At 45.1% G+C, this 25,298-nt stretch carries 31 protein-coding genes; 28 read left to right on the top strand and 3 right to left on the bottom strand.

Annotated elements, in window-relative coordinates:
- Nucleotides 1–18: 18 nt before the first annotated feature.
- The 11 genes from SUN_RS10785 (at nt 19) to SUN_RS10735 (ending at nt 6,292) form a co-directional block, all read left to right on the top strand.
- Nucleotides 19–1,785, top strand: coding sequence for an ABC transporter ATP-binding protein (locus tag SUN_RS10785; RefSeq protein ID WP_012083845.1), 1,767 nt, complete (start codon nt 19–21; stop codon nt 1,783–1,785).
- Nucleotides 1,786–1,810: 25 nt separating this feature from the next.
- On the top strand, nt 1,811–2,128 hold the full coding sequence (locus SUN_RS10780; protein ID WP_012083844.1) for a nucleotidyltransferase domain-containing protein: 318 nt from the start codon (nt 1,811–1,813) through the stop codon (nt 2,126–2,128).
- Nucleotides 2,125–2,562: a hypothetical protein gene (locus SUN_RS10775; RefSeq protein WP_012083843.1), complete on the top strand. Its 438-nt coding sequence runs from the start codon at nt 2,125–2,127 to the stop codon at nt 2,560–2,562. The genes SUN_RS10780 and SUN_RS10775 overlap by 4 nt, the downstream gene beginning before the upstream one ends.
- Before the next feature lie 12 nt (nt 2,563–2,574).
- The gene (locus tag SUN_RS10770; protein WP_012083842.1) at nt 2,575–3,024 is read left to right on the top strand and encodes a lasso peptide biosynthesis B2 protein; all 450 of its coding nucleotides are present in this window, start codon (nt 2,575–2,577) and stop codon (nt 3,022–3,024) included.
- A gap of 150 nt (nt 3,025–3,174) precedes the next feature.
- Nucleotides 3,175–3,450: a PqqD family protein gene (locus tag SUN_RS10765; RefSeq protein ID WP_012083841.1), complete on the top strand. Its 276-nt coding sequence runs from the start codon at nt 3,175–3,177 to the stop codon at nt 3,448–3,450.
- Nucleotides 3,450–4,040, top strand: a complete 591-nt coding sequence (rsmG, locus tag SUN_RS10760) for a 16S rRNA (guanine(527)-N(7))-methyltransferase RsmG (RefSeq protein WP_041672762.1) — start codon at nt 3,450–3,452, stop codon at nt 4,038–4,040. Before SUN_RS10765 ends, rsmG begins: the two co-directional genes overlap by 1 nt.
- Complete coding sequence (locus SUN_RS10755; protein WP_012083839.1) at nt 4,037–4,264, top strand: PP0621 family protein; 228 nt, start codon at nt 4,037–4,039, stop codon at nt 4,262–4,264. The genes rsmG and SUN_RS10755 overlap by 4 nt, the downstream gene beginning before the upstream one ends.
- Complete coding sequence (locus tag SUN_RS10750; protein ID WP_012083838.1) at nt 4,261–4,641, top strand: hypothetical protein; 381 nt, start codon at nt 4,261–4,263, stop codon at nt 4,639–4,641. The genes SUN_RS10755 and SUN_RS10750 overlap by 4 nt, the downstream gene beginning before the upstream one ends.
- A gap of 14 nt (nt 4,642–4,655) precedes the next feature.
- Nucleotides 4,656–5,333: a rhomboid family intramembrane serine protease gene (locus SUN_RS10745; protein WP_041673100.1), complete on the top strand. Its 678-nt coding sequence runs from the start codon at nt 4,656–4,658 to the stop codon at nt 5,331–5,333.
- Nucleotides 5,314–5,856 carry a hypothetical protein gene (locus SUN_RS10740; protein WP_012083836.1) on the top strand — a complete coding sequence of 181 codons (543 nt, stop codon included), beginning with the start codon at nt 5,314–5,316 and terminating at the stop codon, nt 5,854–5,856. Before SUN_RS10745 ends, SUN_RS10740 begins: the two co-directional genes overlap by 20 nt.
- Nucleotides 5,849–6,292: a hypothetical protein gene (locus tag SUN_RS10735; protein WP_012083835.1), complete on the top strand. Its 444-nt coding sequence runs from the start codon at nt 5,849–5,851 to the stop codon at nt 6,290–6,292. The genes SUN_RS10740 and SUN_RS10735 overlap by 8 nt, the downstream gene beginning before the upstream one ends.
- Before the next feature lies 1 nt (nt 6,293).
- On the opposite strand, the gene SUN_RS10730 is transcribed toward SUN_RS10735, so the two are convergent.
- From SUN_RS10730 to bioD, 3 genes are all read right to left on the bottom strand, one after another.
- Nucleotides 6,294–7,262: an aminodeoxychorismate synthase component I gene (locus SUN_RS10730; protein ID WP_012083834.1), complete on the bottom strand. Its 969-nt coding sequence runs from the start codon at nt 7,260–7,262 to the stop codon at nt 6,294–6,296.
- Between the two features lie 58 nt (nt 7,263–7,320).
- Complete coding sequence (locus tag SUN_RS10725; protein ID WP_012083833.1) at nt 7,321–8,205, bottom strand: aspartate carbamoyltransferase catalytic subunit; 885 nt, start codon at nt 8,203–8,205, stop codon at nt 7,321–7,323.
- 89 nt (nt 8,206–8,294) lie between these two features.
- The gene (gene bioD, locus SUN_RS10720) at nt 8,295–8,927 is read right to left on the bottom strand and encodes a dethiobiotin synthase (RefSeq protein WP_012083832.1); all 633 of its coding nucleotides are present in this window, start codon (nt 8,925–8,927) and stop codon (nt 8,295–8,297) included.
- Between the two features lie 65 nt (nt 8,928–8,992).
- Between bioD and clpS the strand changes: the two genes are divergently transcribed.
- From clpS to SUN_RS10635, 17 genes are all read left to right on the top strand, one after another.
- A complete protein-coding gene (clpS, locus tag SUN_RS10715; RefSeq protein ID WP_012083831.1) occupies nt 8,993–9,292 on the top strand; it encodes an ATP-dependent Clp protease adapter ClpS in 300 nt (99 codons plus the stop codon).
- A gap of 10 nt (nt 9,293–9,302) precedes the next feature.
- Nucleotides 9,303–11,492, top strand: coding sequence for an ATP-dependent Clp protease ATP-binding subunit ClpA (gene clpA, locus SUN_RS10710; protein ID WP_012083830.1), 2,190 nt, complete (start codon nt 9,303–9,305; stop codon nt 11,490–11,492).
- 143 nt (nt 11,493–11,635) lie between these two features.
- Nucleotides 11,636–12,382, top strand: a complete 747-nt coding sequence (gene aat / locus SUN_RS10705; protein WP_012083828.1) for a leucyl/phenylalanyl-tRNA--protein transferase — start codon at nt 11,636–11,638, stop codon at nt 12,380–12,382.
- Nucleotides 12,376–13,371, top strand: coding sequence for a transaldolase (locus tag SUN_RS10700; RefSeq protein WP_012083826.1), 996 nt, complete (start codon nt 12,376–12,378; stop codon nt 13,369–13,371). The genes aat and SUN_RS10700 overlap by 7 nt, the downstream gene beginning before the upstream one ends.
- A gap of 23 nt (nt 13,372–13,394) precedes the next feature.
- Complete coding sequence (locus SUN_RS10695; RefSeq protein WP_012083825.1) at nt 13,395–14,534, top strand: type IV pilus twitching motility protein PilT; 1,140 nt, start codon at nt 13,395–13,397, stop codon at nt 14,532–14,534.
- Between the two features lie 155 nt (nt 14,535–14,689).
- A complete protein-coding gene (locus tag SUN_RS10690) occupies nt 14,690–15,226 on the top strand; it encodes a 50S ribosomal protein L25/general stress protein Ctc (protein WP_012083823.1) in 537 nt (178 codons plus the stop codon).
- 13 nt (nt 15,227–15,239) lie between these two features.
- Nucleotides 15,240–15,809, top strand: coding sequence for an aminoacyl-tRNA hydrolase (pth, locus tag SUN_RS10685; RefSeq protein WP_012083822.1), 570 nt, complete (start codon nt 15,240–15,242; stop codon nt 15,807–15,809).
- Complete coding sequence (locus SUN_RS10680; RefSeq protein WP_012083821.1) at nt 15,806–16,891, top strand: LptF/LptG family permease; 1,086 nt, start codon at nt 15,806–15,808, stop codon at nt 16,889–16,891. The genes pth and SUN_RS10680 overlap by 4 nt, the downstream gene beginning before the upstream one ends.
- 107 nt (nt 16,892–16,998) lie before the next feature.
- Nucleotides 16,999–18,228 (top strand): diaminopimelate decarboxylase, encoded by a 1,230-nt coding sequence (lysA, locus tag SUN_RS10675; RefSeq protein ID WP_012083820.1) that lies wholly within the window; start codon nt 16,999–17,001, stop codon nt 18,226–18,228.
- Nucleotides 18,229–18,326: 98 nt separating this feature from the next.
- Nucleotides 18,327–19,385 (top strand): chorismate mutase, encoded by a 1,059-nt coding sequence (gene pheA, locus SUN_RS10670; protein WP_012083819.1) that lies wholly within the window; start codon nt 18,327–18,329, stop codon nt 19,383–19,385.
- A gap of 75 nt (nt 19,386–19,460) precedes the next feature.
- Nucleotides 19,461–20,555 (top strand): histidinol-phosphate transaminase, encoded by a 1,095-nt coding sequence (gene hisC, locus SUN_RS10665; protein ID WP_012083818.1) that lies wholly within the window; start codon nt 19,461–19,463, stop codon nt 20,553–20,555.
- Nucleotides 20,552–20,770 (top strand): hypothetical protein, encoded by a 219-nt coding sequence (locus SUN_RS10660; protein WP_041672760.1) that lies wholly within the window; start codon nt 20,552–20,554, stop codon nt 20,768–20,770. Before hisC ends, SUN_RS10660 begins: the two co-directional genes overlap by 4 nt.
- Nucleotides 20,767–22,593 carry a 1-deoxy-D-xylulose-5-phosphate synthase gene (gene dxs, locus SUN_RS10655; protein WP_012083817.1) on the top strand — a complete coding sequence of 609 codons (1,827 nt, stop codon included), beginning with the start codon at nt 20,767–20,769 and terminating at the stop codon, nt 22,591–22,593. Before SUN_RS10660 ends, dxs begins: the two co-directional genes overlap by 4 nt.
- A 115-nt stretch (nt 22,594–22,708) precedes the next feature.
- Nucleotides 22,709–23,869 (top strand): methionine adenosyltransferase, encoded by a 1,161-nt coding sequence (metK, locus tag SUN_RS10650; RefSeq protein WP_012083816.1) that lies wholly within the window; start codon nt 22,709–22,711, stop codon nt 23,867–23,869.
- A 143-nt stretch (nt 23,870–24,012) separates the two neighbouring features.
- On the top strand, nt 24,013–24,288 hold the full coding sequence (locus SUN_RS10645; RefSeq protein ID WP_012083815.1) for a 4Fe-4S dicluster domain-containing protein: 276 nt from the start codon (nt 24,013–24,015) through the stop codon (nt 24,286–24,288).
- A 205-nt stretch (nt 24,289–24,493) separates the two neighbouring features.
- Nucleotides 24,494–24,907 (top strand): nucleoside-diphosphate kinase, encoded by a 414-nt coding sequence (ndk, locus tag SUN_RS10640; protein WP_012083814.1) that lies wholly within the window; start codon nt 24,494–24,496, stop codon nt 24,905–24,907.
- An 8-nt stretch (nt 24,908–24,915) separates the two neighbouring features.
- Nucleotides 24,916–25,290 (top strand): hypothetical protein, encoded by a 375-nt coding sequence (locus SUN_RS10635; RefSeq protein ID WP_012083813.1) that lies wholly within the window; start codon nt 24,916–24,918, stop codon nt 25,288–25,290.
- Nucleotides 25,291–25,298 lie beyond the last annotated feature (8 nt).

Raw genomic sequence — 25,298 nt, 5'->3', positions numbered from 1 at the left:
AAAAGGTGAAGCAAACGGATGACAGGCCCATACAGTTTCAAAACACTCTATCGCCAGATCAAAACGCAAAAGGGTGACTTCTGGCGTACCAATGTGTACGGCATTCTGGCGACATTGCTTTTACTGCCTATCCCCATGCTCATCCCGCTCCTCATCGATGAAGTGTTGCTGGAGCACCCGGGTAAAATGACGGAGACGATCTCCGCGCTCTTTGGTACGCATGAAACATGGGTTTACATAGCTGTTATACTTGCAACGGTGCTGCTCCTGCGGTTTTCTGCTTTTTTCTTCAACAACAAAAAAACCTTTTTTGCTACCAGGATCACCCAAAAGATAAGTTATCTGCTGAGACACCGCATTTTGCACCATTTGGAACGTGTCTCGCTTTCCGAGTACGAAGCGCTCAAGTCGGGAGGCATCGCTTCCAAAACGGTACAGGATGTGGAGAAGGTCAGTGGCTTTGCAGGACAGATGGTGACGACGGTTCTGAGTGCTTCACTCATGCTGGCAGGCATTGCTGCAGTGATGCTCTGGATGAACTGGGTGCTGGCGCTGCTGGTCTTCCTGCTCAACCCTCTTTTCCTGGGGTTTTCAAGACTGCTCGGGCGTAAAACGGGAGAACTGTTGCGCCGTCAGCATGAAGCGTATGAGCTCTACCATGAGCTGCTCAACGAGACTCTTGAACTTTTCATTCAGGTGCGTACGAGTAATCAGGAGCGAAGTTTTTTTGACCTGCTGCAAAATCGCGCGAAAAAGATAAAAAAAGCATCGCTTGACTATGGGTACAAGGCAGCAGTTGCACACAGTTCGTCCACACTTTTGACCAATACTGTAGTGGACATTTTCCGAGCATTAGGCATCGCCGCCGTAGCCTATTCGGACTTGAGCATTGGAATGATGATCGCTTTCCTTTTTTACCTCGCTATACTGGTGCAGCCGGTACAGCAGCTGATGGGACTGATGATCTCCTACCGGAGTAGCAAACCGGTGCTTGAGCGTATCAATACCCTGCTTGCCCTCTCGCAGGAACCTTACTATCCGCATGAGGTGGATCCTTTTGAGGGCAGGGAAACGACATCCGTTGCGTTGAAGAACATCAGTTTTTCCTACGGGAACGGCAGGCAGGTACTGTACGATGTTTCGATGAAAGTGGAAGCGGGGCAGAAGATTGCAATCATAGGTCCCAGCAGCAGCGGAAAAACGACTATTGCGCAGATCATGGTGGGGCTCTACCCTTCGCACAAAGGTGAGATACTTTACGACAATGTCCCCATAGAGCAGATAGGCCTACCTGTAGTGCGTGAAAATGTGGCGCTGATGCTGCAGCAGGCACTCTTTTTCAACGATACCATTCGGATGAACCTTACGCTTTCGAGTGAAAAGAGCGATGAAGAAATTTATGAGGCACTCAGGGCGGCACAGCTCGAAACATTTGTACGTCATCTCGAAGACTGCCTGGAGACACGTATAGGCAAGAATGGTATCCGTCTCTCCGGCGGGCAGCGTCAGCGACTTGCAATTGCCAGACTTATACTTTCCGACCCGAAGATCGTCATTTTTGATGAAGCAACCTCCGCACTGGACAATGCGACCGAGTTCCATCTTTACGAAACACTGGCACCGTTTCTTGAGGGCAGAACGACCATCATTATTGCCCACAGGACAACGACCATCAGGCAGGCGGAGCATATTTACCTGATTGAAGAAGGCAAGGTGAAGTTTGAAGGGTCCTATAGATCGCTTCAAGACAAAGGTTTGATCAAAGAGGATTTTGATCTAAGATAGTTTTCCATTATGGTATAATTTTTGCATGAAAAGAATAAATAATAAAGATCGCAAGCAGATTCGTTTGACACAAAAAGAGGTGGATAATTTTAAAGCCTCTGTATTGTCTATGGACCCAAATGCAAAGCTATATCTTTTTGGTTCGAGAACGGATATGGTGAAAAAGGGTGGCGACATTGATATTCTCATTATTTCTAAAAATATTACCCGTAAAGATCTTAGCAAGATACGCTGGCATTTTTTTGAAATGTTTGGAGAACAGAAAATGGATATTATTGTAGATAGTGGTACAATGCAAACAGCTTTTTTACAAATGATCTTTCCTCAGGCGGTAGAGCTATGAGTATAGAAAACCTGCTTGTGAACAGAGTGTTGCTGGAAAAACAGCTGTTTTGGCTGGAGCACTCTTTTGAAGAAACTACTAAAATCGGACTGAAACCAAGTTATGAAGTTGACGAGTTTGACAGTTATGAGAACTTATGCAGTCGCTTTGGCAGAATGATCGATTTTTTGGTACGAAAGATGTTCCGTGCTATCGATGCTGTTGAGTTTGAAAATCAGGGCACACTGATAGATACGGTCAATAATGCCCACAAGCGCGGACTTTTTGAGAACATTGAAACGATCAGAGAGATCAAGGATCTACGCAACGCCATTGCACACGAATATATAGATGATTATCTTCAGGAACTGTTTGAAGATATCATGAAACTGACACCAGATTTAATCGAATTGGCTAAAATCACTTTGAAATACACTGAGCAATACCAAAAATAGCGCACTTTTTTAATGATCCGAAAATTTAAAAAATTCACGCAGTTGCCGTCAGAAGAGAAAAAGCTTTTTATCGAAGCCTGTGTGACACTGGGGAAGATACGAGCGGCGATCCTGACTGTCTCGTTTAAACGGTTGACCTGTTCTTTGGAACATAAAACAACAGTGGAAAAGCTTACACCCTTAAGTGAAGAGGAAGTGCATACGGCCCGTCTGGTAGGCCAAGCTATCGTCAGGGCTTCAGCCTACACCCCCTGGGAAAGTGCCTGCCTGACACAGTCACTCACGGCCCAGAAAATGCTGCAAAAACGTGGGATATCCGGAGTGTTCTACCTTGGGGTAGCCAAAGACGAAGAGAATGAAGCTAAAATGAAAGCCCATGCTTGGGCACAGTGCGGAGATGCCATTGTTACCGGAGGAAGAGGACATGAAGCGTTTACCGTGTTGTCGGTGTTTGGGTGGTGAAAAATGGTTAGATCAGATAAAAAAATGCAGATTGAGTATCTCCATGAATATGATAAATCTTCGAGGATTTCATTTAAATTTTTTGGGTATTACATAAAATCCCAAGCTAAATTTATAGAATGGTATAATGCTACCCAAAAGAGTAAATAAATGGATCTAAATAAAAAAGTAAAATTTGCAGATATGGTGTTTGCCCAGGAAGTGGACGGAGAAATGGTACTGCTCGATATGAACTCAGAAAACTACTTTGGTCTGGATGCCGTGGGCACGGACATATGGGTGGCAATGCAGCAGAAAAAGAACCTTCAGGAAGTACTCGAGTCACTGCTGGAGCAGTATGATGTGGAAGAAGAGGTCATTAAACAAGACCTTGAAGCCTTTGTGCACAAGCTGGTGGAGAGCGGACTGGTAGAGGTGGTAGCGTAGTGGAGCTGTTGCAGTATCTGAATGCCGAAGGTATCGTTCTGGATGATGGCATCATCGGTAAACTTGAAGGCTTTGCCGTACTGCTGCATGAATGGAACCAGGTGCATAATCTTACCGGCGCGAGATCGGTAGTGGCGATCTACGACAACATTGTCGATTCGCTTTACCCTCTGACTTTCATCAGAATACCCAAAACACTGCTGGATGTTGGGACGGGCGCGGGTTTTCCCGGACTGGTGCTTGCCATTGCACTGCCGGAAACCGAAGTGGTGTTGGCGGAACCGTTGAAAAAACGCGTCTCTTTTTTGAAGTATGCTGCCATCGATTTGGGGTTGAAGAATGTGACGGTGGAGGCCAAACGGGTCGAGAACGTAGTATATGAAGCCTTCGACATGATCAGCTCGAGGGCAGTGACCAATACAAAGCTTCTGCTTGACCTTACGTCTCGCATCAGTGATGAACATACAGAATATCTTTTTTACAAAGGAAGCCGTGTGTTTGACGAAATAGCGCAGGTGGAAGGTCAAATGAGTTATGATATAATACAAAAAAACCAGAGAAACTATCTCTATATAAAGAATGAAACATGATATTGAAACTGATCATTTTTGCGATCGCCGGTATATTTATCTATAAACTTTTGGGCGGAAAACTGCCGACAGTACCAAAGCCGAAGAGTAAGGAACAGAAAAAACTCGATGAGGATACACTGGTGGAGTGCAGCAAATGCGATACCTATGTGACAATGAAGGAGTGCATTATGATACATGGCAAATATTATTGCGATGAGTGTGCAAAGGAGGAAATGAAATGATCATTATAGGACATCCGTGGATAGAGAGTGGTCGTTTTCGAAAAGTCTTTTCCAAAGATGATATAGAGCAAAGTAAGTCAGAAGATATCGTTCTACTTGAACCACTGGTCGATTCGGTAGAACTTGCCAGGTATTGCCAGAACAATGACATCCCCTATGCGATCACTGTGAACAGTCTGAATGAAGCGCTGTTTGCCAATGCGTTGGATGCGAGCTTCATGATATGCAAAGAGGAGGATGCCCTGCTGATACAGCCGATTGCGGAGCAGTACCTTTTCGATACCAAAGTACTGGTACTCATCCATGAAGAAAAAGAGATCGTCAAGATAGCCCGCTCGGGGATTGACGGTGTACTTTTCGTTGAAGCTATTTGCTGATCCCTTTGAATCGTATGAAAGAATTTTTACGCTATAAGGTTACCTATAGCATTATTGCCATTAACAGTGTTGTTTATCTTTTTTCTGCGTTCTTTAGCGGTAGTATTACCGATATGGACATGCAGGTCTTGGTCGATATGGGTGCGCTCTATGGCCCGTTGACCGTGCTTAAAGGAGAATGGTGGCGCCTTTTTACCGCGATGTTCCTGCATGGCGGCATGACACATATTCTGATGAATATGGTCTCACTTTACATCATAGGACGGGGTATGGAGATGTACTTCGATACGAAATCCTACCTGAGTATCTATCTTTTTTCCGGGCTTCTTGGTGGGCTGGTATCTCTTTATATCCATCCTGCGAGTGTGGGGATCGGGGCATCGGGTGCTATTTTCGGTGTGTTCGGTGCGCTGGCCGGTTTTTTCATCGCACATAGAAAACATCTCGGGAAACATACAAAAGCATTTATGAAAGAGTTCACTGTGATCATCGTGATTAATCTGGTGATAGGCTTTTCCATTCCGAACGTGGATGTAAGTGCTCACGTAGCTGGTACGGTCGTAGGGTTCATAGGCGGCTATCTGCTCTCCAAAGATCCGAAGTTCATTGGGATATACAGCGGGTTGATGGTTTTGCTCATGCTTGCGATCATGGCGTACCTGCCGACAATGTATGTACAGACATTTACTTAAGTTTTTTCTCTTCCTCTTTCTTTTGACAGGATGTGCGGTCAAACCGGTACCCCTAAAAGATGCCGAAGTCAAAAGACTTTCCATAATGCTTCAGCAAATGGATGGGAGCATTGAAGCAAAAACGGCAGATCGGCTCTCGAAAGATCTCTTTGTTCAAACGGCACAGCTCACCAGAGAATTTGATCTTACCTCACCGCCATGGCTGCATAATACACTGGTAAATACAGGTTTTCGTCAAAAGGGTCTGTGTTACGACTGGAGCGATGCACTCTATATTTATATGGTCAAACAGGCGTATCCCGACTTCAGCTTTCATCTTGGCGGTGCCAATATAGGCCGGTACTGGAATGAACACAATGTTCTGGTCATTACGGCTAAAGGCAAACCGTTCGATACGGGGATCGTCATAGATCCTTGGAGGGATTCGGGGGAGCTTTACTTTGCCAAAGTAAAAGATGATGTACAATATAAATGGAAAGAGCGTAGAGACAGATGTATATCAAAAAGGAGAAAACATGACTGATGACGAACGTGCATTGATGATGCTTGAAAAGTCCATTTACGAAGCGCAGGAGATGCTTGAAAAAGAGCAGACATTTCGGCCTTTTGCCCTGCTTCTGGATGGGAATGGAGAGATAGAAAGAGTGGAGAACAGTGTTGAAAATGTCCAGGACTCCTATATGGCGCTGTATGAAGAGATAAAGTTGTGTATAGAAGAGAAACCAATGGATATCGTCGTGCTGCTGTCGGATACGAATCTCCCGGAGAACCTTGCGGAAGACAATGTCGGCAGTGCGATACGTGTGCATCTCGAGGAGCGTTCCCAGCAGTACAAGAAAATAGCGGGGCGTTACATTTATGTGCCCTATCAGCTGCAAAGACTGGCCGGTACGGAAGAGATTAAAGCCAAACTCTTCACACCAAAAGCGGTGAGTTTTTCTTCGGAATTTTTAGAATGATCTACAGGGGAAGATAGACTTTGTCTATCAGCTCCTCATACTCTCTTTTGGCATCGGAATCCAGAGTAATACCGCCGCCGCTTTTGTAGAAGAGTCTGTTGTCCTCTTTTTCGATGAAACGTATCATGACCCCTGAACGCAGGGATTCACCGTCAAAAATACCAAAGACTCCGGTATAGAATCCGCGTTCATAATTTTCAATATCATTAATAATCCCAACCGTGGATTTTTTCGGGGTACCGGTAATAGAGCCGGCTGGAAGGATACCTGAAAGTAGAGTACCCAAATTGTTTTTCCATCCTTCAGGAAGTGTTGCGGTGATTTTTGAGCTGACCTGGAACAGTTCCTTCTCTCCTGCTTTGATCTTGTCGACATAACGGAACTTCTCTACCTTGACATTAGTTCCGATAATCCCGAGGTCGTTACGCATCAGATCGACGATCATGATATGCTCCGCCATCTCTTTCTCATCGTTCAGGATACGGTGTTCCGCATCGGGTATATCGGTATCTATTGTTCCTTTCATCGGGTAAGTGGCGATGGTGTTTCCTTCTATTTCTACGAACATTTCGGGAGAGAAGCAGATAAACTTATCTTTGAAGTAGAGCTTGAATTTTGCTCTGGCATAGGTAAAGATCTCTTTGAGGGTGAAGCTGCTCTCTATGGGTGTTCTGAAGGTAAGGTTCAGCAGATAGGTATTGCCCGAACGTATCTCTTCAAGTATTTTTTCCATACTGTTCCTGTAGGTGGGGAAATCTACAGGTGTTTTGGAGAAAGTAAACTCTCTAACTCTTTTTTTAACCGGGTAGTTTCTCCAGTCCTGCAGTTTGTAGAATATATCGCTGTCAAGTGTTTCGAGAGGCTGGGTGAAGATCTTTGTTTTATCGTAGGAGATGATGAAAAGGAAGGGGATGCGGTTTTGGCCTAATTGATTGATTCGGGAAAAACCGTCTTTTGAATTCAGCCACACTTCCTCGTTCCCCTATTGTTGTTCTCTATTTTTTAAACGCTACGCTTAACATTCAACGCTAATTATTGCTGTCCAACAGCAATAATTTCAGGATTGCCATTCTCATGTAGACACCGTTTTTTACCTGTGTGAGCACTTTGCATCTGGGGTCTTCGAGTATTTCGTCGGAAATGTCGATGTTCCGCATAACGGGTCCCGGGTGGAGGATCAGAATATTGCGGTCACCGAGGCGTTCTTCTGTGATGCAGTAATGTCTTGCATATTCGTTATAGTCGTCGAAGATCGGGGAAGCATGCCTTTCAAGCTGGGCTCGCAGGCTCATGATGACATCGACTTTGTCAAGGACATCTTCAAGATTCTCATACTGTGGCAGGTCGCTTTGCGGCATGAAAGGTTCAGGTGCGACGAGGATGACGTTCATTCCCATACGTCTCAGCAGACGGATACCTGAACTTGCCACCCTGGAACTGATGATATCTCCGACAATGGCGATGGTCTTTCCTTCTATGTTTCCTTCAAAGTGTTCCATCAGTGTGAAAAGGTCGAGCAGTGCCTGGGTAGGATGGGCATAATTCCCCGCACCGGCATTGATGACTGAAGTCATTTGCATATCGGCAAGAATGCCCGGTGCCTCATTCTCCTCATGGCGGATGATGACCCCATCAGGATCCATTGCGCAAAGGTTTGCAAAGGTGTCTTCGAGAGATTCCCCTTTTTTGGTTGAGCTTCTGCTGGGGTCAAGATGCACCACAGCAGCACCCAGACGTTTTGCGGCGACTTCAAAAGAGCTCCTGGTACGTGTCGAAGCTTCGAAAAAGAGGGTGATGATCAGTTTGTCCCTGAGCAGTTGGGGAGGACGTTGTGCTTTAAAGGTTTTGGCATCATGAAGCAGTTGGACTATCTGGGCGTCGGAAAAATTGCTGGTATCGACAAGATGTTGCATGCGCATCCTTAATGAATGAAGTATTTACTTGGTGCAGTAAATAATTATGCTGTGATTATATCAAAGCTGTGGTAAAAAGGGAGTGTAGCCTATAGGGATCTGGCAAACTTCTCCATCCCTTCTTTGTCACTCCACCACGCTGGAAAAACCGCATCATAAAAGGGTTGTGTGACTTCTGTAAAACTTTCTGCATCCTCATAGAGGTTTATACACCAGTCAAATGCTATATTACGGGACTTTAATGCTTCCATGGAGAGAAGGGTATCATTGATACATCCCAGTCTGCCGGGAGTGACAAGAAGTACTCTGGTTTGCAGTTCTTTGATGAGATCTATCATAAAAAAGTCTCTTGTGACTGGGACCATCAGCCCACCGGCTCCCTCGACAAGCAGGATGTCGCAAAGCTGTGAAAGTTGATGATATTTTTCGAGGATACGGTCTATACGTATCTTATGGTTGGTATCGGCGCAGAACGGTGCAGCGGGAAGTGGGAAGGTATAGGCTGTGATATCTTCTGTTTTAAGACCTTCGAAATTCCTGTTAACCTTTCGGCAAGATTCAAGTAGTATAGTGGCGTCAGGAGCACTGTCTAACACACCTGTTTCGATAGGCTTGAAGACACCGACTGACCGGCCTTTGGCCGCTAGTGCATCAAGGAGCTTGAGTGTGGTGTGTGTTTTGCCCACATTGGTACCGGTTGCAGTGATAAAAAGGGATGACACTTGAAAATCTCCGAATTTTATGTATAATAGTATAAACCATTAATTATAAGGAATATTAACACAATATGCCAAAGTTTGAAGTTGAGTCGGATGTAGAGTTGGAACTATGGGAACCGCAGATGTACAAGGTACTGCTGCACAACGATGATTATACCAGTATGGATTTTGTGGTGGAAGTATTGACTTCGATCTTCCATAAGACCCAGGAGCAGGCGGTACAGATCATGCTGCAGATACATGAAAAAGGAAAAGCGATCTGCGGTGTGTACAGCTTTGAGATCGCCCAGACCAAAGCGGAACAGGTCAAGCAGCTCGCGAAGAAGAATGAGTTTCCGCTATTGGCTACAATAGAAGAAGATGCATAAGGAATAAAAAATGATTAGTATAGCACTCAATGATGTATTTAAAAATGCCGTAAAATATGCCAAAGAGAACAGACATGAGTACCTGACAGTGGAGCATGTCTTCCTCTCTGTGGTCAGAAGCGAAGAGGGGATAGAGATACTTTCTACACTCGATGCAAATCTTGAAATACTCGAAGAAGGGATCGTGGAACATATCCACAAGACCATTCCTTCACTGAAAGAGGCGGTGGAGCCTTTTGAGACCGTGGCGCTTTCAAGGGCGATCAACGATATGATGACACATATCCACTCTGCGGGGAGGACGGAAGCAAGCATAGGGGATATGCTTGCGGCGATCTTCATGCAGGAGCACTCCTATGCGGTCTATCTGATGAAAAAAGAAGGGATCGCCCGTGTGGATATACTGGAGGTGATCTCCCACAACAGAGAAGATCATGCCCAGACTGAAACGGACAAATCTGCCAAAGAAGAAACTGTTCTGGAGCAGTTTACAATGGAGCTTGTGGCTCTGGCAAAAACCGGGAAGATAGACCCTGTGGTCGGACGCGTGGATGAAATAAACCGTGTGATGCAGACCCTTTGCCGCCGCAAGAAGAACAACCCGCTGCTCGTCGGGGAACCGGGAGTGGGTAAAACGGCCATTGCGGAAGGCCTGGCACTGAAAATCTCCGAGGGAGATGTTCCTGATGTCATCAAGGATGCAAAGGTCTACGCCTTGGATATGGGTGCCCTGATCGCCGGGACCAAATACCGGGGTGATTTCGAGAAACGCCTCAAAGGGATCATCAATGAGTTGAGTCAGATGGATGATGCCATTCTCTTCATCGATGAGATCCATACCATGGTTGGTGCAGGAGCGACAAGTGGAGGCAGTATGGATGCAAGCAACCTGCTTAAGCCGGCATTGGCAAGAGGGGACCTCAAGTGTATCGGCGCAACGACTTATGCGGAGTACAGGAATTTTTTCGACAAAGACAAGGCACTCAGCCGAAGATTTGCCAAGATAGATGTGGAGGAGCCAAGCGTGGAAGATACCTTTACCATCCTCAAAGGAGTACAGCATAAATATGAGGATCATCACAATATCAAGTTCACCGACGAAGCGCTACAGTCGGCGATCGATCTTTCCGTGAAATATCTGCATGACAGATTCCTCCCGGACAAAGCAATGGATATCATTGATGAGGTGGGGGCGCATTTCATGCTCAAAGGTGCGGAGGGTGTTATTGTCAAGCCCAAAGACATAGAAGAGAGTGTCGCCAAGATGATGAAGCTGCCCTCCACGGTTATCGGCACGGATGATACGAAGAAGCTCAAGACCCTTGAAAAAGACCTTTCTGCGCATATCATCGGGCAGAATGAGGCGATTGAAGAGCTGGCAACGGCGATCAAACGATCCTATGCGGGGTTGAATGCGCCCAATCGTCCTATCGGATCGTTTCTTTTTGTAGGCCCTACTGGTGTTGGAAAGACCGCGCTGGCGACACAGTTGGCCGAGACAATGCATGTGCATTTTGAGCGTATCGATATGAGTGAATATATGGAAGCGCATACCATCAGCCGCCTGGTCGGTGCACCTCCGGGCTATGTCGGGTATGAACAGGGCGGACTGCTTACAGAGATGATCAAGAAACATCCTCATACCGTACTGCTGCTTGATGAGATAGAAAAAGCACATCCGGATATTATGAACATTCTGCTTCAGGTGATGGATGGTGCCAAACTGACGGACAACAACGGTGTGGTGAGTGACTTCAAGAATGTCATTCTCATCATGACTTCCAATATCGGTACCAAAGAAGCCAATGTGATGGGCTTCAACAAAGACAATTCGATGAAAACGGACAAAGCACTCAAAGCCTTTTTCGCTCCTGAGTTCATGAACCGTTTGAGTGCTGTGGTGGAGTTCAATACGCTTGATCTTGAGACACTGGTCTCCATTGTGGATGTGGAGCTTGATAAGCTCAACCTTATGCTCAAACCGAAGAATATCAAAGTGAAAGTAAGCAAAAAAGCCAAAGAGTATCTGGCAAATGAAGGATATGATGAACGTTACGGTGCAAGACACATCGCCCGTGTGATCGACGAGAAGATCAAAGAGGCATTGACAGAAGAGATACTGTTCGGGAGACTGAAAAAAGGCGGCTTGGTCAAGGTTGGTCTTAAAAATGGAAAACTTACATTTGAATTTTCCAAATAAAAATGTAGGGTGCTGTCTCCCGATGGCGCCAAAATATATTGATTACAAGAAATGGTGCTGTGGGGGCACAGCACCCTACGTGATTATTGTATCTCAATGTGCATACCCATACAACATTCAAAAGCTCCAAAGGAGCTTTTGATATGGCTTCTATGTTTGATGAGGGGGAATACCTGATTCCCCCACTGAGTAGCTACTCTTACAATTTTCCCAACCCCCGTTTTGCATCGGATGAGGGGCTTCTGGCCTATGGCGGAGATCTCTCTTCTTCCCGTCTTTTGACAGCGTACAGAAAGGGTATTTTCCCCTGGTACAACGAAGGCGATCCTATTCTCTGGTGGTCTCCCGATCCACGACTGTTGCTTTACCCCGGAAAATTCAAAGTAAGAAAATCATTTCGAAGAGTGCTGCGGAGCAGTAGGTATACGGTAACGTTCGACAAAGCGTTCTCCGATGTGATACGCCACTGCGCCACCGTATATCGTCAAGGACAGGACCATACCTGGATCATACCGGAGATGCAGGAGGCTTACATCAGGCTACATGAAGAGGGTTTTGCCCACAGTGTGGAGGTTTACAGAGAGGGAGAACTCGTCGGAGGTCTCTATGGGCTGGCTATGGGAAAGGCTTTTTTCGGGGAATCGATGTTCTCTCTGGCATCCGATGCTTCCAAGGTCGCTTTCAAAGCACTAAGTGATGTTTTAGGCGCTAAAGGTTATGATTTTATAGACTGCCAGATGAAAACGGACCATATGGTCGGACTGGGTGCCGAGGTTGTCGAGAGGAACAGGTATCTCGATGAACTCGAATCGGCACTCGAAAAGCCAAGTGATCTGGGAAGCTGGCAGCATTTTAGATGGACTTATCCATACAAGGAAGAGGAATGGTAGATAGAGAATTGAAATTCTCGTTATGGTTGGATTTTGTGGAGAGAGACTATCTTAAAAATGAATTTTCAAAGCTGATCGAGGCAGGGGTCATCAATGGAGCGACGAGCAATCCTTCCATTTTTGCCTCCGCGATCACAACTTCTCCGGCCTATAAAGAGCAGCTTGAAAGTCTTGCAGGCAAAAGTGCCAAAGAGAAATATGAAGCAATGGCGATCGAAGATATCCGTACTGCGGCACAGGCGCTGCAAAGTGCTTATAAAAGCGGCAATGACGGGTATATCTCCATTGAAGTAGATCCTTTCCTCTCCAATGATACCCAGGGGACCATCGAAGAAGGTAAAAGACTTTTTGAAGCGATCGGCGAACCCAATGTGATGGTAAAGGTCCCTGCTACTAATGCGGGATATGAAGCGATGAAAGAGTTGCTCTCCATGGGGATCTCCGTCAATGCAACACTGATCTTTTCCCCGGAGCAGGCACGGCGCTGTCTTAAAGCAATGACCGCCGGCCTCCATAACTATGAGGTGTATGGTGGAGGAAAGGTCAATGCGGTCATTTCCGTTTTTGTCAGCCGTTTTGACCGTCTGCTTGATGCTGACCTTGCTGCCGAGGGTATGGATGTATCAAAAACGGGTATCTATAATGCTGCAAAGATTTACAATATCATTGAGAAGAATCATACACCAAGCATCCGAACACTGTTTGCCAGTACAGGTGTCAAGGGTGATGATCTTCCGGCAGATTATTATCTTCGGGAACTTCTGGCACCACACTCAGTGAACACGGCACCTCTGGCGACTATTGAAGCCTATATCGCCAAAAAGGCGACAGCACCGAAGCTGCCGATCGAAGAGAGTGAGATCAATGGGTATTTCACCAAGCTTAAAGACTGCGGGTTTGATATGGATGAAGTATATGCTTCCCTGCTTAAAGATGGGCTTGAAGCCTTTGAAAAAGCCTTTCAGGATATGCTGGACAGTTTAGAATAAAAATAAAGATCAGGGAGAAAAAGATGGACGAGAAACTTAAACTGTATCTGCGAACACTTGTAAACAATGAGGGGAGTGACCTTCATATCAAATCCGCCTCCCTGGTACGGGTACGTATTCACGGTACAATGAAGGTACTGGGAAAGGATATGCTGACGCCTGAAATGGTCGAACAGATGGTCCGTGAGATCACAACAGAGGCGCAATATGAAAAGCTCATTAATGACAGAACACTCGATTTCAGTTACAGACTGGGTGATGAGTATCGTTTCCGTGTGAATGTCTTTTATCAGATGGATGGCCTTTCTGCCGTGTTCCGTCTAATCCCGGTCAAAATACTCTCCCTGGATGAACTCAAACTCCCTGAAGTGATCAAAACGTTTACGGAGATACAGCGTGGATTGGTACTGGTGACCGGGGTAACGGGTTCAGGTAAATCAACCACACTTGCTGCGATCCTGGACAAGATCAACAATGAGGCAAAAAAACATATTATCACGATTGAGGATCCGATAGAATTTGTTCATAAAGACAAGGGATGCCTTATCAACCAAAGAGCAGTGGGACAGGATACGCACTCTTTTTCCGATGCGTTGAGGGCTGCCCTGAGGGAAGACCCTGACATTATCCTGGTGGGTGAGATGAGGGACCTTGAAACCATAGATATTGCGCTGCATGCAGCCAATACCGGGCACCTGGTATTTTCAACACTGCATACCCTTGATGCCAAAGAGACCATTGACAGGATCGTCGGTATGTTCAGCAACGAGGAGCAGAACCGTATCCGTATGTCATTGGCATCGGTACTTGAGGGGGTCATTTCACAGAGGCTTATCCCAACCAAGCGTGGTGGAAGGATCGCAGGGATCGAGATATTGAAGAAGACTGCAAGAATCGAACAATTGATCGCAGAGAGCAGGGATTCAGAGATCCCGGATGCCCTTTTTGACGGTAAAGAGATCTATGGGACACAGACCTTTGACCAGGCATTGCTTGATCTCATCAAAAAAGGAGAAATATCCAAAGAAGTGGCACTGGAATATGCAACGAATCCTGCCGACCTAAAACTGAAAATGCAGGGTGTCGGTAAAGGTTCCATTGTGGATGAGGAGACGATCAGAGGCAACGAGGATTTCTTCGAATTCAAATCTGAGGATGAATAACATTAAGAAATCGTGAACTGCTTCACGATTTTAGTTACGGAACCGGAGTGGTCGTAGCTTGGCGGAGCTACGGAGGCAAGAGAATGAGTAACTTCAACTCTCCTTAAAACTATTTCGATATAATCCTCTTCTATTTTAATTTAAGGACAAAAAATATGTTAGAAGGTATCGTTAGAGAGAGTATCGGAAAGACTACTGCAAAGAAGCTTAGAAGAGATGGTTATCTGACTGCAAACCTTTACGCAAACGGCGTAGAGAATATTCAAGCTGCGTTCAAACGCGGTGAGTTTATGAGAGCAGTCAGAAATAAGGATAGCCTTGCTTTTCCAGTAAAAGTGGGTGACAAAGAGTTGAATGTAGTGATCCAGGAGTATCAACTACACCCGGTTCACGGAGAAGTTGTGCATGTTGACCTTAGAATCACGGTTCCAGGTCAGGTAACAGACTTCCTTGTACCGGTTGTCACACACGGAACACCGGTCGGTCTTAAGAACAAAGGTGTACTTGTTATGTCCAAAAGAAGAGTCAAGGTCAGAGGGGCTATCGAAAATATGCCAGCGAAATTCGACCTTAATGTTGAACCGCTTAACAGAGATGACTCTCTTCTCATCAGGGATATAGAAGTGCCTGCAAACTGTAAAATGATGGATAGACCAGATGTTGCTGTCTGTGGTGTAATTAAATCCAAGTAATGAAAGTATCGTCGTGACACTCTTCGTAGGTCTGGGAAATCCGGGATCAAAATACGAAGATACACGACATAACATTGGCTTTAAAGTCATCGACAGCCTCGTCGATGATCTTGGGGCCAGAAATATCTCCAAAAATGCCTTTCAGGGCGAACTCTACCGTATCGCAAATACACTTTTTTTAAAACCTACCACATTCATGAACCTCTCGGGAAAATCTATTGAGACGGTCAAGCAGTTCTTTAAAATTGAACTGGAAGATATTATCGTGATACATGATGACATCGACCTGCCTTTTGGCGCGGTACGTTTTAAAAGAGGTGGCGGGCATGGGGGACATAACGGTTTGCGTTCCCTCGATGCACATATCGGAAAGGAATATATCCGTGTTCGCATAGGTGTGGGAAAACCGGAACATAAATCACAGGTAGCGGACTATGTACTCCACCGTTTTAGTGAGGAAGAAGAAAAAGAGATAGAGAGACTTGTCAAGCATGTCTCCAATGCATGTAAAGCCTTACTATGTGAAGACCTCAATAAGGTTAAGTCTTACTACAGTCTCAAGTCCATAGAAGGCCTTGAATGAGTCAGTTTTTCTATCCCTCTCTGCATTTTCGTTATCTGGCAAAACATTACATCAAAAATCTTCTGGCGATCCTTTTCGGGCTCTCTTTCGCATTTGCGGCGATTGATTATTTTCAATATACAGAGGAACTACAGGGTTCCTGGAACTATAAAATTCTGTATATCTTCTATATGTGGCAGGAAGCCCTGGGCTTACTCTATCCTCTGGCGATCGTGTTTGCGGTGATCATGACTAAACTCACTTTTGTCAAGCAAAATACGATGGGTGCACTTCATGCTTTTGGATATACGAAAAAGAGACTCTTTTCTCCTGTATTCGTGATAGCTTCTCTAACGTATGCCGTTTTTATCTACTTGCATACAACAGAATTTTCTTATGCAAAAGATAAGGCAAATATGTTGTTAAAAAATCAAGTGCATGCCTACAATGTCAATGATATGTTTTTTAAATACAATGATACCTTTGTGTATATCAAAAAACTTAACCCCATTGTGAAAAAGATCAAGGGGATCACGATCTTCAAAGTGGCTGGATACCAGGTACGGTACACGATAAAGGCACCGGTAGCTGTTTTTAACGGCGAAGAGTGGATCGCCCAGAACGCTACTGTAAAAACGCATATTTATCAAAATGGTGAGTTGGTCCGATACAGTATGGATCAGAAGGAAAGTATTGCTACCCTGCATGGCTATAAACCAAAGATCATCGAATCGCTGTATGAGGGGAAAGCACTTAATATTATTGATGCTTATAACACTTGGAAGCTGCTTGAAATACAACATCTTGATTCGGATAAGATCCGGGCAACAATATATAACAAAGTTATTGTCCCGCTTTTTGCTCTCGCTCTCCTGCTCATACTTTTTTTTAAGCTTCCTTTCCATGCCAGAATGATGAATTTTGGAGTAGTGGTTGCATTCTCTCTGGGAGTGACCTTCCTCATTTGGGGAGTTCTTTTTGGTTTGGAACAGATAGGCTTGAATGGTGTACTCAAACCGGAGTTTACTGCAGTGATGCCTATCGTACTTTTATGGCTCTATGCTATCTATGTGTACTTTACAGATGAAAGAAGAATAGCTTGAAACAATGATAGAACAGTGCTTTGCTTCCCTTCATATCTCTCTTAGTGATTTTTGGATAAAATCACTCTAAAATCTTCAATTCATGAATAAAAACAGGAACAGAATAGATGAATATTGACTATAAAGCATTGGCCCAAAAATATGGTACGCCGCTCTACATGTACGATTTTGATTATATGGAGCGTCGGTACAATGACCTCAAGGAAGCTTTTGCCGGTAAGAAATCTCTGATTAACTATGCGGTCAAAGCCAATTCAAATCTCTCTGTCATTGCACATCTTGCCAAGCTGGGTACGGGAGCGGACTGTGTCAGTATCGGTGAGGTCAGACGTGCACTGGATGCAGGGGTGGACAGGTATAAGATCATTTTTTCCGGTGTAGGTAAACGCGATGATGAGATCCGTGAGGCACTGGAAAAAGATATCCTGATGCTGAACCTCGAGAGTGAAGCAGAGATGAAACGTGTAGAGATGGTCGCCAAAGAACTTGGGAAAGAAGCGCGTATCTCCATCCGTGTCAATCCGAACATCGATCCTCAGACCCATCCGTATATCTCGACCGGGCTGCATGAGAATAAGTTCGGTGTTGAGATCGATATGGCGAAGCGTATGTATATCTACGCAAATAAATCAGAATATCTCAATCCCGTCGGGATCCATTTCCATATCGGTTCACAGTTGACCAAGCTCGATCCTATCAAAGAATCCGCAGTGATCGTAGCCGACCTGGTACGTTCTCTCAAAGTGATCAAGATCGATATCAAGTTCTTCGATGTGGGCGGTGGGATCGGTGTCGTTTACAGCGATGAGACGACGATCCCCGTACGTGACTACACCGAAGCGATTTTCGAAGCGACCAAGGGGCTGGATGTGACACTGCTCTGTGAGCCTGGACGCTATATGGTCGCCAATGCAGGTGCTTTCTTTACCAGTGTGTTGTATGAAAAAGTGAATGATGGTAAACGTTTTGTCATCGTTGATGGCGGGATGAACGACCTGATTAGACCAAGTCTTTACAATGCCTATCACAAGATCGATGCAGTGATGGTTGAAGGAGAGAGAACATTTGCGGATGTAGTTGGCCCGGTATGCGAAAGCGGGGATTTCTTCGGAAAGAACGTGCCGCTTCCTCCGCTGAAGCATAATGACCTCATTGTGGTACATTCGGCAGGTGCCTACGGTTTTACGATGGCAAGCAATTACAATACTCGTCCCAAACCTGCGGAAGTAGCGCTTGAGGCGGGAAAGGACAGGCTGATCCGAAGACGCGAGAGTTATGAGGACCAGGTACGTTTGGAAAAAGAATTTTTAAGGGTAGATGGGAATGCAGAGGGTTGATAAGCGACAAGTCGTGTGGGCACTCTGCCGAAGAGGACCCAGTGTCAGCGTAGCAAAAGAGGCTTTGCCTCTTTTGCGTTTTATGAAAGGGAAAACCAATGACATTAGATGAACTCAGAGAAAAGATAGACAAAGTCGACGATACGCTTCTGAAGCTTTATAATGAGCGTATGGAACTCGTGCATCAGGTTGGTGAACTGAAGAACACTACGGGTGCTCCCATCTATCGGCCTGAACGCGAACAGGCGATCCTGAACAGGCTCAAAGCACAGAATGACGGCAAGCTGACAGATGAAGCGATCGATGCATTGTTTTTGGAAATGTTCGCGGTAGCAAGAAACCTTGAACTGCCTGAAGCGGTCGCCTTTCTCGGGCCTGAAGCGAGCTTCACCCATCAGGCAGCTGAGAGCAAGTTCGGTGCGCTGAGTACCTACATCCCTATCAGTTCCATCCCGGGTGTCTTCAGGGAAGTGGCGAAGGGAACAGCCAAGTTCGGTGTCGTCCCAATAGAGAACAGTTCCAACGGAATTGTAACCGATACGATCAACTGTCTGGATAAGTATGACCTCAAGATCATTGCCGAAGTAGTGATTGATATACATCTCTGTTTTGCCACGATGTGCCAGGATATCAAAAAGATCACGAAGATCTATTCCAAAGATATCGCTTTCGGACAATGCAGGAAATTCCTGGAGGATCTGGGACTGGATGAAGTGGAGCATATACCGGTTGAGTCAACTGCAAAAGCAGCCAAGCTCGCGGCCCAGGAGAAGAATGCGGCAGCACTCTGCCCTTCCATCGCGGCAAAGATGTACAATTTGCCGATCCTCTTTGAGAATGTGGAGGACGATATGAATAACAGGACACGTTTCTTTGTCATATCGAACTTCGAGAATCAGCCTTCGGGAGAAGATAAGACATCGATCCTGGTGAGGCTTGCGAACAAACCGGGTGCTTTGGTCGATTTCCTGAACGATTTTGAAAAAGCCAAAGTGAACCTGACAAAGATCAAGTCGCATATCGTAGGAGGACAGTCCGTCTTTTTCCTGGAATTCAACGGACATAAAGATGATAAAGATATCGCAGAGATACTGGCAAAACACAAAGATGAGATAAAAGTACTGGGCTCTTACGTGAAAGAGCGGGACGATATCTGATAGGTGCAATGTACATACACATATCAGAAGTGAATAATGTAGGGTGGATTTATCCACCGGATAAAAGGTGAAGAGATGAAATTTAATAAAGTGCTGGAGAACATTCAGACCTATGAAGCAGGTAAGCCGATAGAACTGGTAGTGCGTGAATTTGGTATTGCTCCGAAAGACGTAGTCAAACTTGCTTCGAATGAAAATCCTATTGGAACAAACCCTGCAATAACAAAGGTAATAAGATCTAATGCAGATATAGCACATCTTTATCCGGATGACAGCATGTTCGAGCTCAAGGAGGCACTCAGCCGGAAATTTGATGTTGAAGATGAGAATATTATTATCGGTGCGGGATCGGACCAGGTGTTGGAGTTCATTTCCAGAGCTCTTTTGAATGAAGCGTCTTCTGTACTGATGTCTGCAGTGACCTTTGCCATGTATGAGATCTATGCAAAACAGATGGGTGCCAAAATAATAAGAACAGAGAGTTATGAACATAAATATGATGAATTTATAGAAGCATATCATACCTATAAGCCGAAAATCATCTATATCTGTACACCAAACAACCCGACAGGTGATGCGACAAGCAGAGAAGAAGTACTGAAGATCATAGAGGGTGTCGACAAAGATACTTTGGTTGTTGTGGATGGGGCTTATATGGAATATGCTGCTGCGAAGGATCAAAAACATGCCATAGCACCAACCGATCTTTTAAAGTATGAAAATGTGATCTATCTGGGTACATTTTCAAAAGCACATGGTCTTGGCGGCATGCGTGTAGGCTATGGTATTGCGCAGGCAAAGCTTATTAAAGAGTTGTATAAGATGCGGCCGCCTTTCAATATCACGACACTCTCCCTTTTGGTTGCTATTGAAGCCTGCAAGGATGATTCATTTGTTGAAGCATCTATCGCATTGCATCAGGAGCAGATCAAACGGTATGAAACGTTTGCCAAAGAAAATGGTATAAGTTACATAGAGAGTTATACGAATTTTATTACCTATCTGTTTGACGAGAATCTTGATTCGACTCAGATATCTGATGCGTTGCTCAAAAGAGGAGTGATCATCCGAAATCTTGCTTCCTATGGGATGAACGGTGTACGTATCACGATCGGTACTGAAGTGCAGAATGATGTTTTCTTCAGACATTTTGCTGAGGTCATCTCTTGAAAAAAGTAACAGTGGTACGGGCGGAAGAGGTGGAAGTGAAGCCGATTGACCTGCACCTTTTTACCGTACAGGGTGTAGAGAAGAAACTGTGTAAGAGGGTCAGTAAAAAAGAATTGAAAGAGATCGCGGAGAACCTGGGATTATCCTATGATGATATCCAGATAAGCTTTGCCAAAAAACTGATGAACGCCTATATGGAAAAAGAGATAAAATGACAGATATCAGCGCATACAGCATAGAAGAACTCAATACCCTGTCAGAAAAGATCAGGGAGAAAATACTGACGACTGTGAGTCAGAATGGTGGACATCTAAGCTCGACGATGGGTGCAGTGGACCTGATCGTTGCTATGCACAAAGTCTTTGATGTTAAAAAAGACCCGTTTATCTTCGATGTAAGCCACCAGGCTTATGCGCACAAACTGCTTACGGACAGATGGGACCGCTTTGATACCCTGCGACAATTCGGTGGACTTTCGGGCTATACCAAACCGAGCGAATCACCCTATGACTATTATGTGGCAGGACACAGTTCAACTTCCATCTCTCTGTCAGTGGGTGCAGCCAAAGCGATCGCGCTTAAAGGCGAAGACCGTATTCCGGTAGCGTTCATCGGTGACGGCAGTATGAGTGCAGGAATGGTCTATGAAGCACTCAATGAACTCGGGGACAGAAAATATCCTGTGGTGATCATTTTGAACGATAACGAGATGAGTATCGCCAAACCGATCGGAGCGATCTCAAAGCTCCTTTCCCAAACGATGGCGGGCTCGTTCTACCAGAAATTCAAAGGCAAAGTAGAAAAAGTACTCGACCATTTTCCCGATGGTGCAGCCTATATGGCAAAACGTTTTGAAGAATCGTTCAAACTTATCACGCCTGGTATCCTTTTTGAAGAAATGGGTATCGAGTATATCGGACCGGTGGATGGACATGATATAGAAACACTGATCGAAACGATGGAAGTGGCCAAGGCTTTTGGTAAACCTGTGATCATCCATGCCCAGACTACCAAAGGCAAAGGGTACGAGTTAGCAGAGGGAACGAAGGAACATTGGCATGGTGTCGGTGCCTTCGATCTTAAAACAGGTGAATCTGCAAAAAAGAGCGGCTCGAAATCGGCTACGGCGATTTTCTCCGAAACTCTTCTCTCTTTTGCCGATGAAGATGAGAAGGTCGTAGGGGTGACGGCTGCAATGCCAAGTGGTACAGGTATGAGCGCGGTAATGGAAAAATACCCTGAACGTTTCTGGGATGTCGCCATTGCGGAACAGCATGCGGTCACTTCCATGGGGCCGTTGGCAAAAGAGGGGTTCAAGCCTTTCTGTACGATCTATTCCACATTTTTACAAAGAGGATATGACCAGGTTATCCACGATATCGCTTTGATGGATCTCGGAGTTGTGTTTGCACTGGACCGCGCAGGAATCGTCGGCGAGGATGGTGAGACACATCAGGGAGCATTCGATATCTCCTATCTTAGAGCGATACCCAATATGACACTGTTGGCACCTTATAATGAAACGACTATGAAACTGACGATGCAGTTTGCTAAAACATACGATCGCCCCTGTGCTTTCAGGTACCCAAGGGGAGCCTTCATCGCCGATGACTGCAGCGCACCGCCATTTGAACTGGGGAAAGCTGATCTCTTGCAGGAAGGGGAAGAAGAGATTCTTTTCATCGGGTATGGAAACGGTGTCGGACGTGCACAGAAGGTGGCGGAACTGATGGGAAAAAAGCCTACGATACTCGATCTTCGCTTCGTCAAACCGCTCGATGAGGAGATGCTGGTAACACTGGCACAGAACTATAAAAATTGGTTCGTCTTCTCCGACTCTGCCAAGATGGGCGGTGTGGGTTCGGCAATACTCGAACTCCTGAGCCAAAAAAAGATATTGGATATAGCGTTAACTTCTTTTGAGTATGATGATGCATTCATTACGCATGGTAATACGAAACTGGTGGAAGAGAGCCTGGGGCTTCTGCCTGAGCAGCTTGCTGCAAGGGTGAATGAAAAAATTAAAAACCAGAAATGATCGTAAGGTGCGTAACACGCACCGATTCTGGATTTGAATAAATATCTCTACCTAGATATTTATTTAAGTTCAGTGACAGTGGACGAACTTACTTATTATCTAAAGGAAATAAAAAATGGCTAACGAATACATTTTTACAAGTGAATCGGTAACCGAAGGTCACCCGGATAAAATGGCTGACCAGATCTCTGATGCGATCCTGGATTACATCATTGAAAGAGATCCGCAGGCAAGAGTCGCCTGCGAGACGTTGTTGAGTAATGGTTTTTGTGTTATTGCAGGCGAGTTGAAAACAGCTGCCTATGCACCGATGCAAGAAATTGCGAGAGAGGTCGTACGTGAGATCGGATATACCGATGCAGCATACGGATTTGACTATAGAAGTGCCGGTGTGCTCAACGGTATCGGTGAACAGTCACCCGATATCAATGTTGGGGTAGACCAGAAGGGCGGGGAGATCGGTGCAGGTGATCAGGGCTTGATGTTCGGATATGCCTGTAAAGAGACAAAAGAGCTGATGCCACTTCCTATCTCGCTGGCACACCATATTACACGTAAGCTGGCCGCTGTCCGCAAGAATGGGACGGTCCCGTTCCTTCGCCCCGACGGCAAGGCACAGGTTTCTGTCAAATATGTTGACGGAAAACCCGTGGCGGTAGATACCATCGTCGTATCAACACAGCACCATGAGACTGTTTCACTTGAGCAGGTGCAAAAAGCGGTCAAAGAAGAGGTGATCGATCCTGTATTGGCAACATACGATATCGATATTTCGGATATCACCTACCATATCAACCCGACCGGACGTTTTGTGATCGGAGGGCCTCAGGGAGATGCTGGTCTAACAGGACGTAAGATCATCGTAGATACCTATGGGGGGAGCTGCCCTCACGGCGGTGGAGCGTTCTCGGGGAAAGACCCTACGAAAGTGGACCGTTCCGCTGCCTATGCTGCACGCTATGTGGCAAAGAACCTGGTAGCGGCCGGCGCCTGCGATAAGGCGACGCTTCAGGTAGCATACGCCATCGGTGTGGCAAAGCCGGTTTCGATCTATGTTGATACACATGGAACAGCACATATAGATGAAGAGAAGATCGTATCCTGTGTGGAATCCCTTTTTGATCTGACTCCAAAAGGTATCATTGATTCCCTGGACCTTTTGAAGCCAATCTATAAGAAGACAGCAGCCTATGGACACTTTGGAAGGGAAGATATGGGGTTTTCCTGGGAAAAGATCGATAAAGTCGATGAGATCAAGGCATTCCTGGGACTATAAATATAGTCATTATCAATTAGGAAAGTCCCGGTGTGCGGGGATATTCCAAGAAATGCCGGAATTATGAAAATTATTAAAATATTAAAGGATTTCTTAAAAATCTTTTGATATAGTTTGAGCATATTCAATTAAAGGAGAAATAGATGGCAGTAATTATTACAGATATTTGTATCAACTGTGCAGCTTGTATTGACGAATGTCCGGTAGAAGCAATTGTAGATGAGGATGATAACCCAACGGGAGAAGAGATCTATTATGTATATCCTGATAAATGTGTTGAGTGTGTAGGATACCATGATGTTCCTGCATGTGCAGAAGCATGTCCAACGGAGGGTTGTATCCAGTGGGATGATCCAGTTGAAGGTATGCCAACAGCAGAGAACAGAGGGGCAAAAGGCGAGCCAGTCATCGAAGACTAATTTGCTCTTCCCTTTTTCGACGGATTTTCTCCGTCGAAAATATATGTGTCACTTGGCATATTATATGAAACTTTTTTTCAGAAGAATTTCAAGCTTATCCAAATTTAACTTATTTTAATAAATCTTTAAAACATATTTCAGTATAATCCCGCCCTAATACTTTAGTAGCAGGTCTATAAAGTAAATTATCGCTTAGGAATGAAGTATGGAACAGACATTATCGATCATTAAACCGGATGCAGTAGCAAAGAATGTTATAGGACAGATCCTTGCAAGATTTGAAGCAGCTGGACTAAGAATCGCAGCAACAAAGAAAACAAGACTTTCAAGAGTTGACGCTGAAGCATTTTATGCGATCCACGCTGAAAGACCTTTCTTTAAGGATCTCGTAGACTTTATGATCTCAGGGCCTGTTGTTGTAACAGTACTCGAAGGTGAAAATGCTATGGCAAAGAACAGAGAGCTGATGGGAGCAACAAACCCAGCAGAAGCTGAACCTGGTACGATCAGAGCAGATTTTGCTGACAGCATCGATGCCAATGCGGTTCACGGAAGTGACTCTGTTGAGAATGCAGAGATTGAGATCAACTTCTTCTTTGCAAAAAGAGAAATTCACTAAGCAAAAACTTGAAAATAGTTTTTGACAAGATCGGTTCCACAGCCAAACCTTTTGAACTTGAGGTTCGAGGGATCCAAATGGCAGGAATCTTACAAAAAAGCGGTTATCATCGTGTACTTCTGGATGCGAACGTATATGGACAATTAGAGCTTGATTGCGACAGATGCGGGGTGACATATACCTCCCCGGCAGACTATGCACTCAAGCTCACGTTGAGCGATATGTTCTCAGAAGATAAAGATGATTTGGATATAATTGAGTTTTTAGATGGCGTAATAGACCTTACGTACATTCTTGAAAGTGAAATTAATGCACTCAAAGAGAGTTATCACTACTGCAGTAAATGCGATGACAGCGATGAAGACTTTGAGATAGAATACTAAAATTTACA

The organism is Sulfurovum sp. NBC37-1 (assembly GCF_000010345.1).
Taxonomy (GTDB): domain Bacteria; phylum Campylobacterota; class Campylobacteria; order Campylobacterales; family Sulfurovaceae; genus Sulfurovum.
Note: the sequence above shows the minus strand (reverse complement) of the source record. Positions and strands in the feature narration are given on the sequence as shown.

What these genes read in the sequence shown, in the direction of transcription:
- SUN_RS10785 (WP_012083845.1), top strand. Translation starts at nt 19, where the DNA reads ATGACAGGCCCATACAGTTTCAAAACACTCTATCGCCAGATCAAAACG.
- SUN_RS10780 (WP_012083844.1), top strand. Translation starts at nt 1,811, where the DNA reads ATGAAAAGAATAAATAATAAAGATCGCAAGCAGATTCGTTTGACACAA.
- SUN_RS10775 (WP_012083843.1), top strand. Translation starts at nt 2,125, where the DNA reads ATGAGTATAGAAAACCTGCTTGTGAACAGAGTGTTGCTGGAAAAACAG.
- SUN_RS10770 (WP_012083842.1), top strand. Translation starts at nt 2,575, where the DNA reads ATGATCCGAAAATTTAAAAAATTCACGCAGTTGCCGTCAGAAGAGAAA.
- SUN_RS10765 (WP_012083841.1), top strand. Translation starts at nt 3,175, where the DNA reads ATGGATCTAAATAAAAAAGTAAAATTTGCAGATATGGTGTTTGCCCAG.
- SUN_RS10755 (WP_012083839.1), top strand. Translation starts at nt 4,037, where the DNA reads ATGATATTGAAACTGATCATTTTTGCGATCGCCGGTATATTTATCTAT.
- SUN_RS10750 (WP_012083838.1), top strand. Translation starts at nt 4,261, where the DNA reads ATGATCATTATAGGACATCCGTGGATAGAGAGTGGTCGTTTTCGAAAA.
- SUN_RS10745 (WP_041673100.1), top strand. Translation starts at nt 4,656, where the DNA reads ATGAAAGAATTTTTACGCTATAAGGTTACCTATAGCATTATTGCCATT.
- SUN_RS10740 (WP_012083836.1), top strand. Translation starts at nt 5,314, where the DNA reads ATGTACAGACATTTACTTAAGTTTTTTCTCTTCCTCTTTCTTTTGACA.
- SUN_RS10735 (WP_012083835.1), top strand. Translation starts at nt 5,849, where the DNA reads ATGACTGATGACGAACGTGCATTGATGATGCTTGAAAAGTCCATTTAC.
- SUN_RS10725 (WP_012083833.1), bottom strand. Translation starts at nt 8,205, where the DNA reads ATGCAACATCTTGTCGATACCAGCAATTTTTCCGACGCCCAGATAGTC.
- clpS (WP_012083831.1), top strand. Translation starts at nt 8,993, where the DNA reads ATGCCAAAGTTTGAAGTTGAGTCGGATGTAGAGTTGGAACTATGGGAA.
- clpA (WP_012083830.1), top strand. Translation starts at nt 9,303, where the DNA reads ATGATTAGTATAGCACTCAATGATGTATTTAAAAATGCCGTAAAATAT.
- aat (WP_012083828.1), top strand. Translation starts at nt 11,636, where the DNA reads ATGGCTTCTATGTTTGATGAGGGGGAATACCTGATTCCCCCACTGAGT.
- SUN_RS10700 (WP_012083826.1), top strand. Translation starts at nt 12,376, where the DNA reads ATGGTAGATAGAGAATTGAAATTCTCGTTATGGTTGGATTTTGTGGAG.
- SUN_RS10695 (WP_012083825.1), top strand. Translation starts at nt 13,395, where the DNA reads ATGGACGAGAAACTTAAACTGTATCTGCGAACACTTGTAAACAATGAG.
- SUN_RS10690 (WP_012083823.1), top strand. Translation starts at nt 14,690, where the DNA reads ATGTTAGAAGGTATCGTTAGAGAGAGTATCGGAAAGACTACTGCAAAG.
- SUN_RS10680 (WP_012083821.1), top strand. Translation starts at nt 15,806, where the DNA reads ATGAGTCAGTTTTTCTATCCCTCTCTGCATTTTCGTTATCTGGCAAAA.
- lysA (WP_012083820.1), top strand. Translation starts at nt 16,999, where the DNA reads ATGAATATTGACTATAAAGCATTGGCCCAAAAATATGGTACGCCGCTC.
- pheA (WP_012083819.1), top strand. Translation starts at nt 18,327, where the DNA reads ATGACATTAGATGAACTCAGAGAAAAGATAGACAAAGTCGACGATACG.
- hisC (WP_012083818.1), top strand. Translation starts at nt 19,461, where the DNA reads ATGAAATTTAATAAAGTGCTGGAGAACATTCAGACCTATGAAGCAGGT.
- dxs (WP_012083817.1), top strand. Translation starts at nt 20,767, where the DNA reads ATGACAGATATCAGCGCATACAGCATAGAAGAACTCAATACCCTGTCA.
- metK (WP_012083816.1), top strand. Translation starts at nt 22,709, where the DNA reads ATGGCTAACGAATACATTTTTACAAGTGAATCGGTAACCGAAGGTCAC.
- SUN_RS10645 (WP_012083815.1), top strand. Translation starts at nt 24,013, where the DNA reads ATGGCAGTAATTATTACAGATATTTGTATCAACTGTGCAGCTTGTATT.
- ndk (WP_012083814.1), top strand. Translation starts at nt 24,494, where the DNA reads ATGGAACAGACATTATCGATCATTAAACCGGATGCAGTAGCAAAGAAT.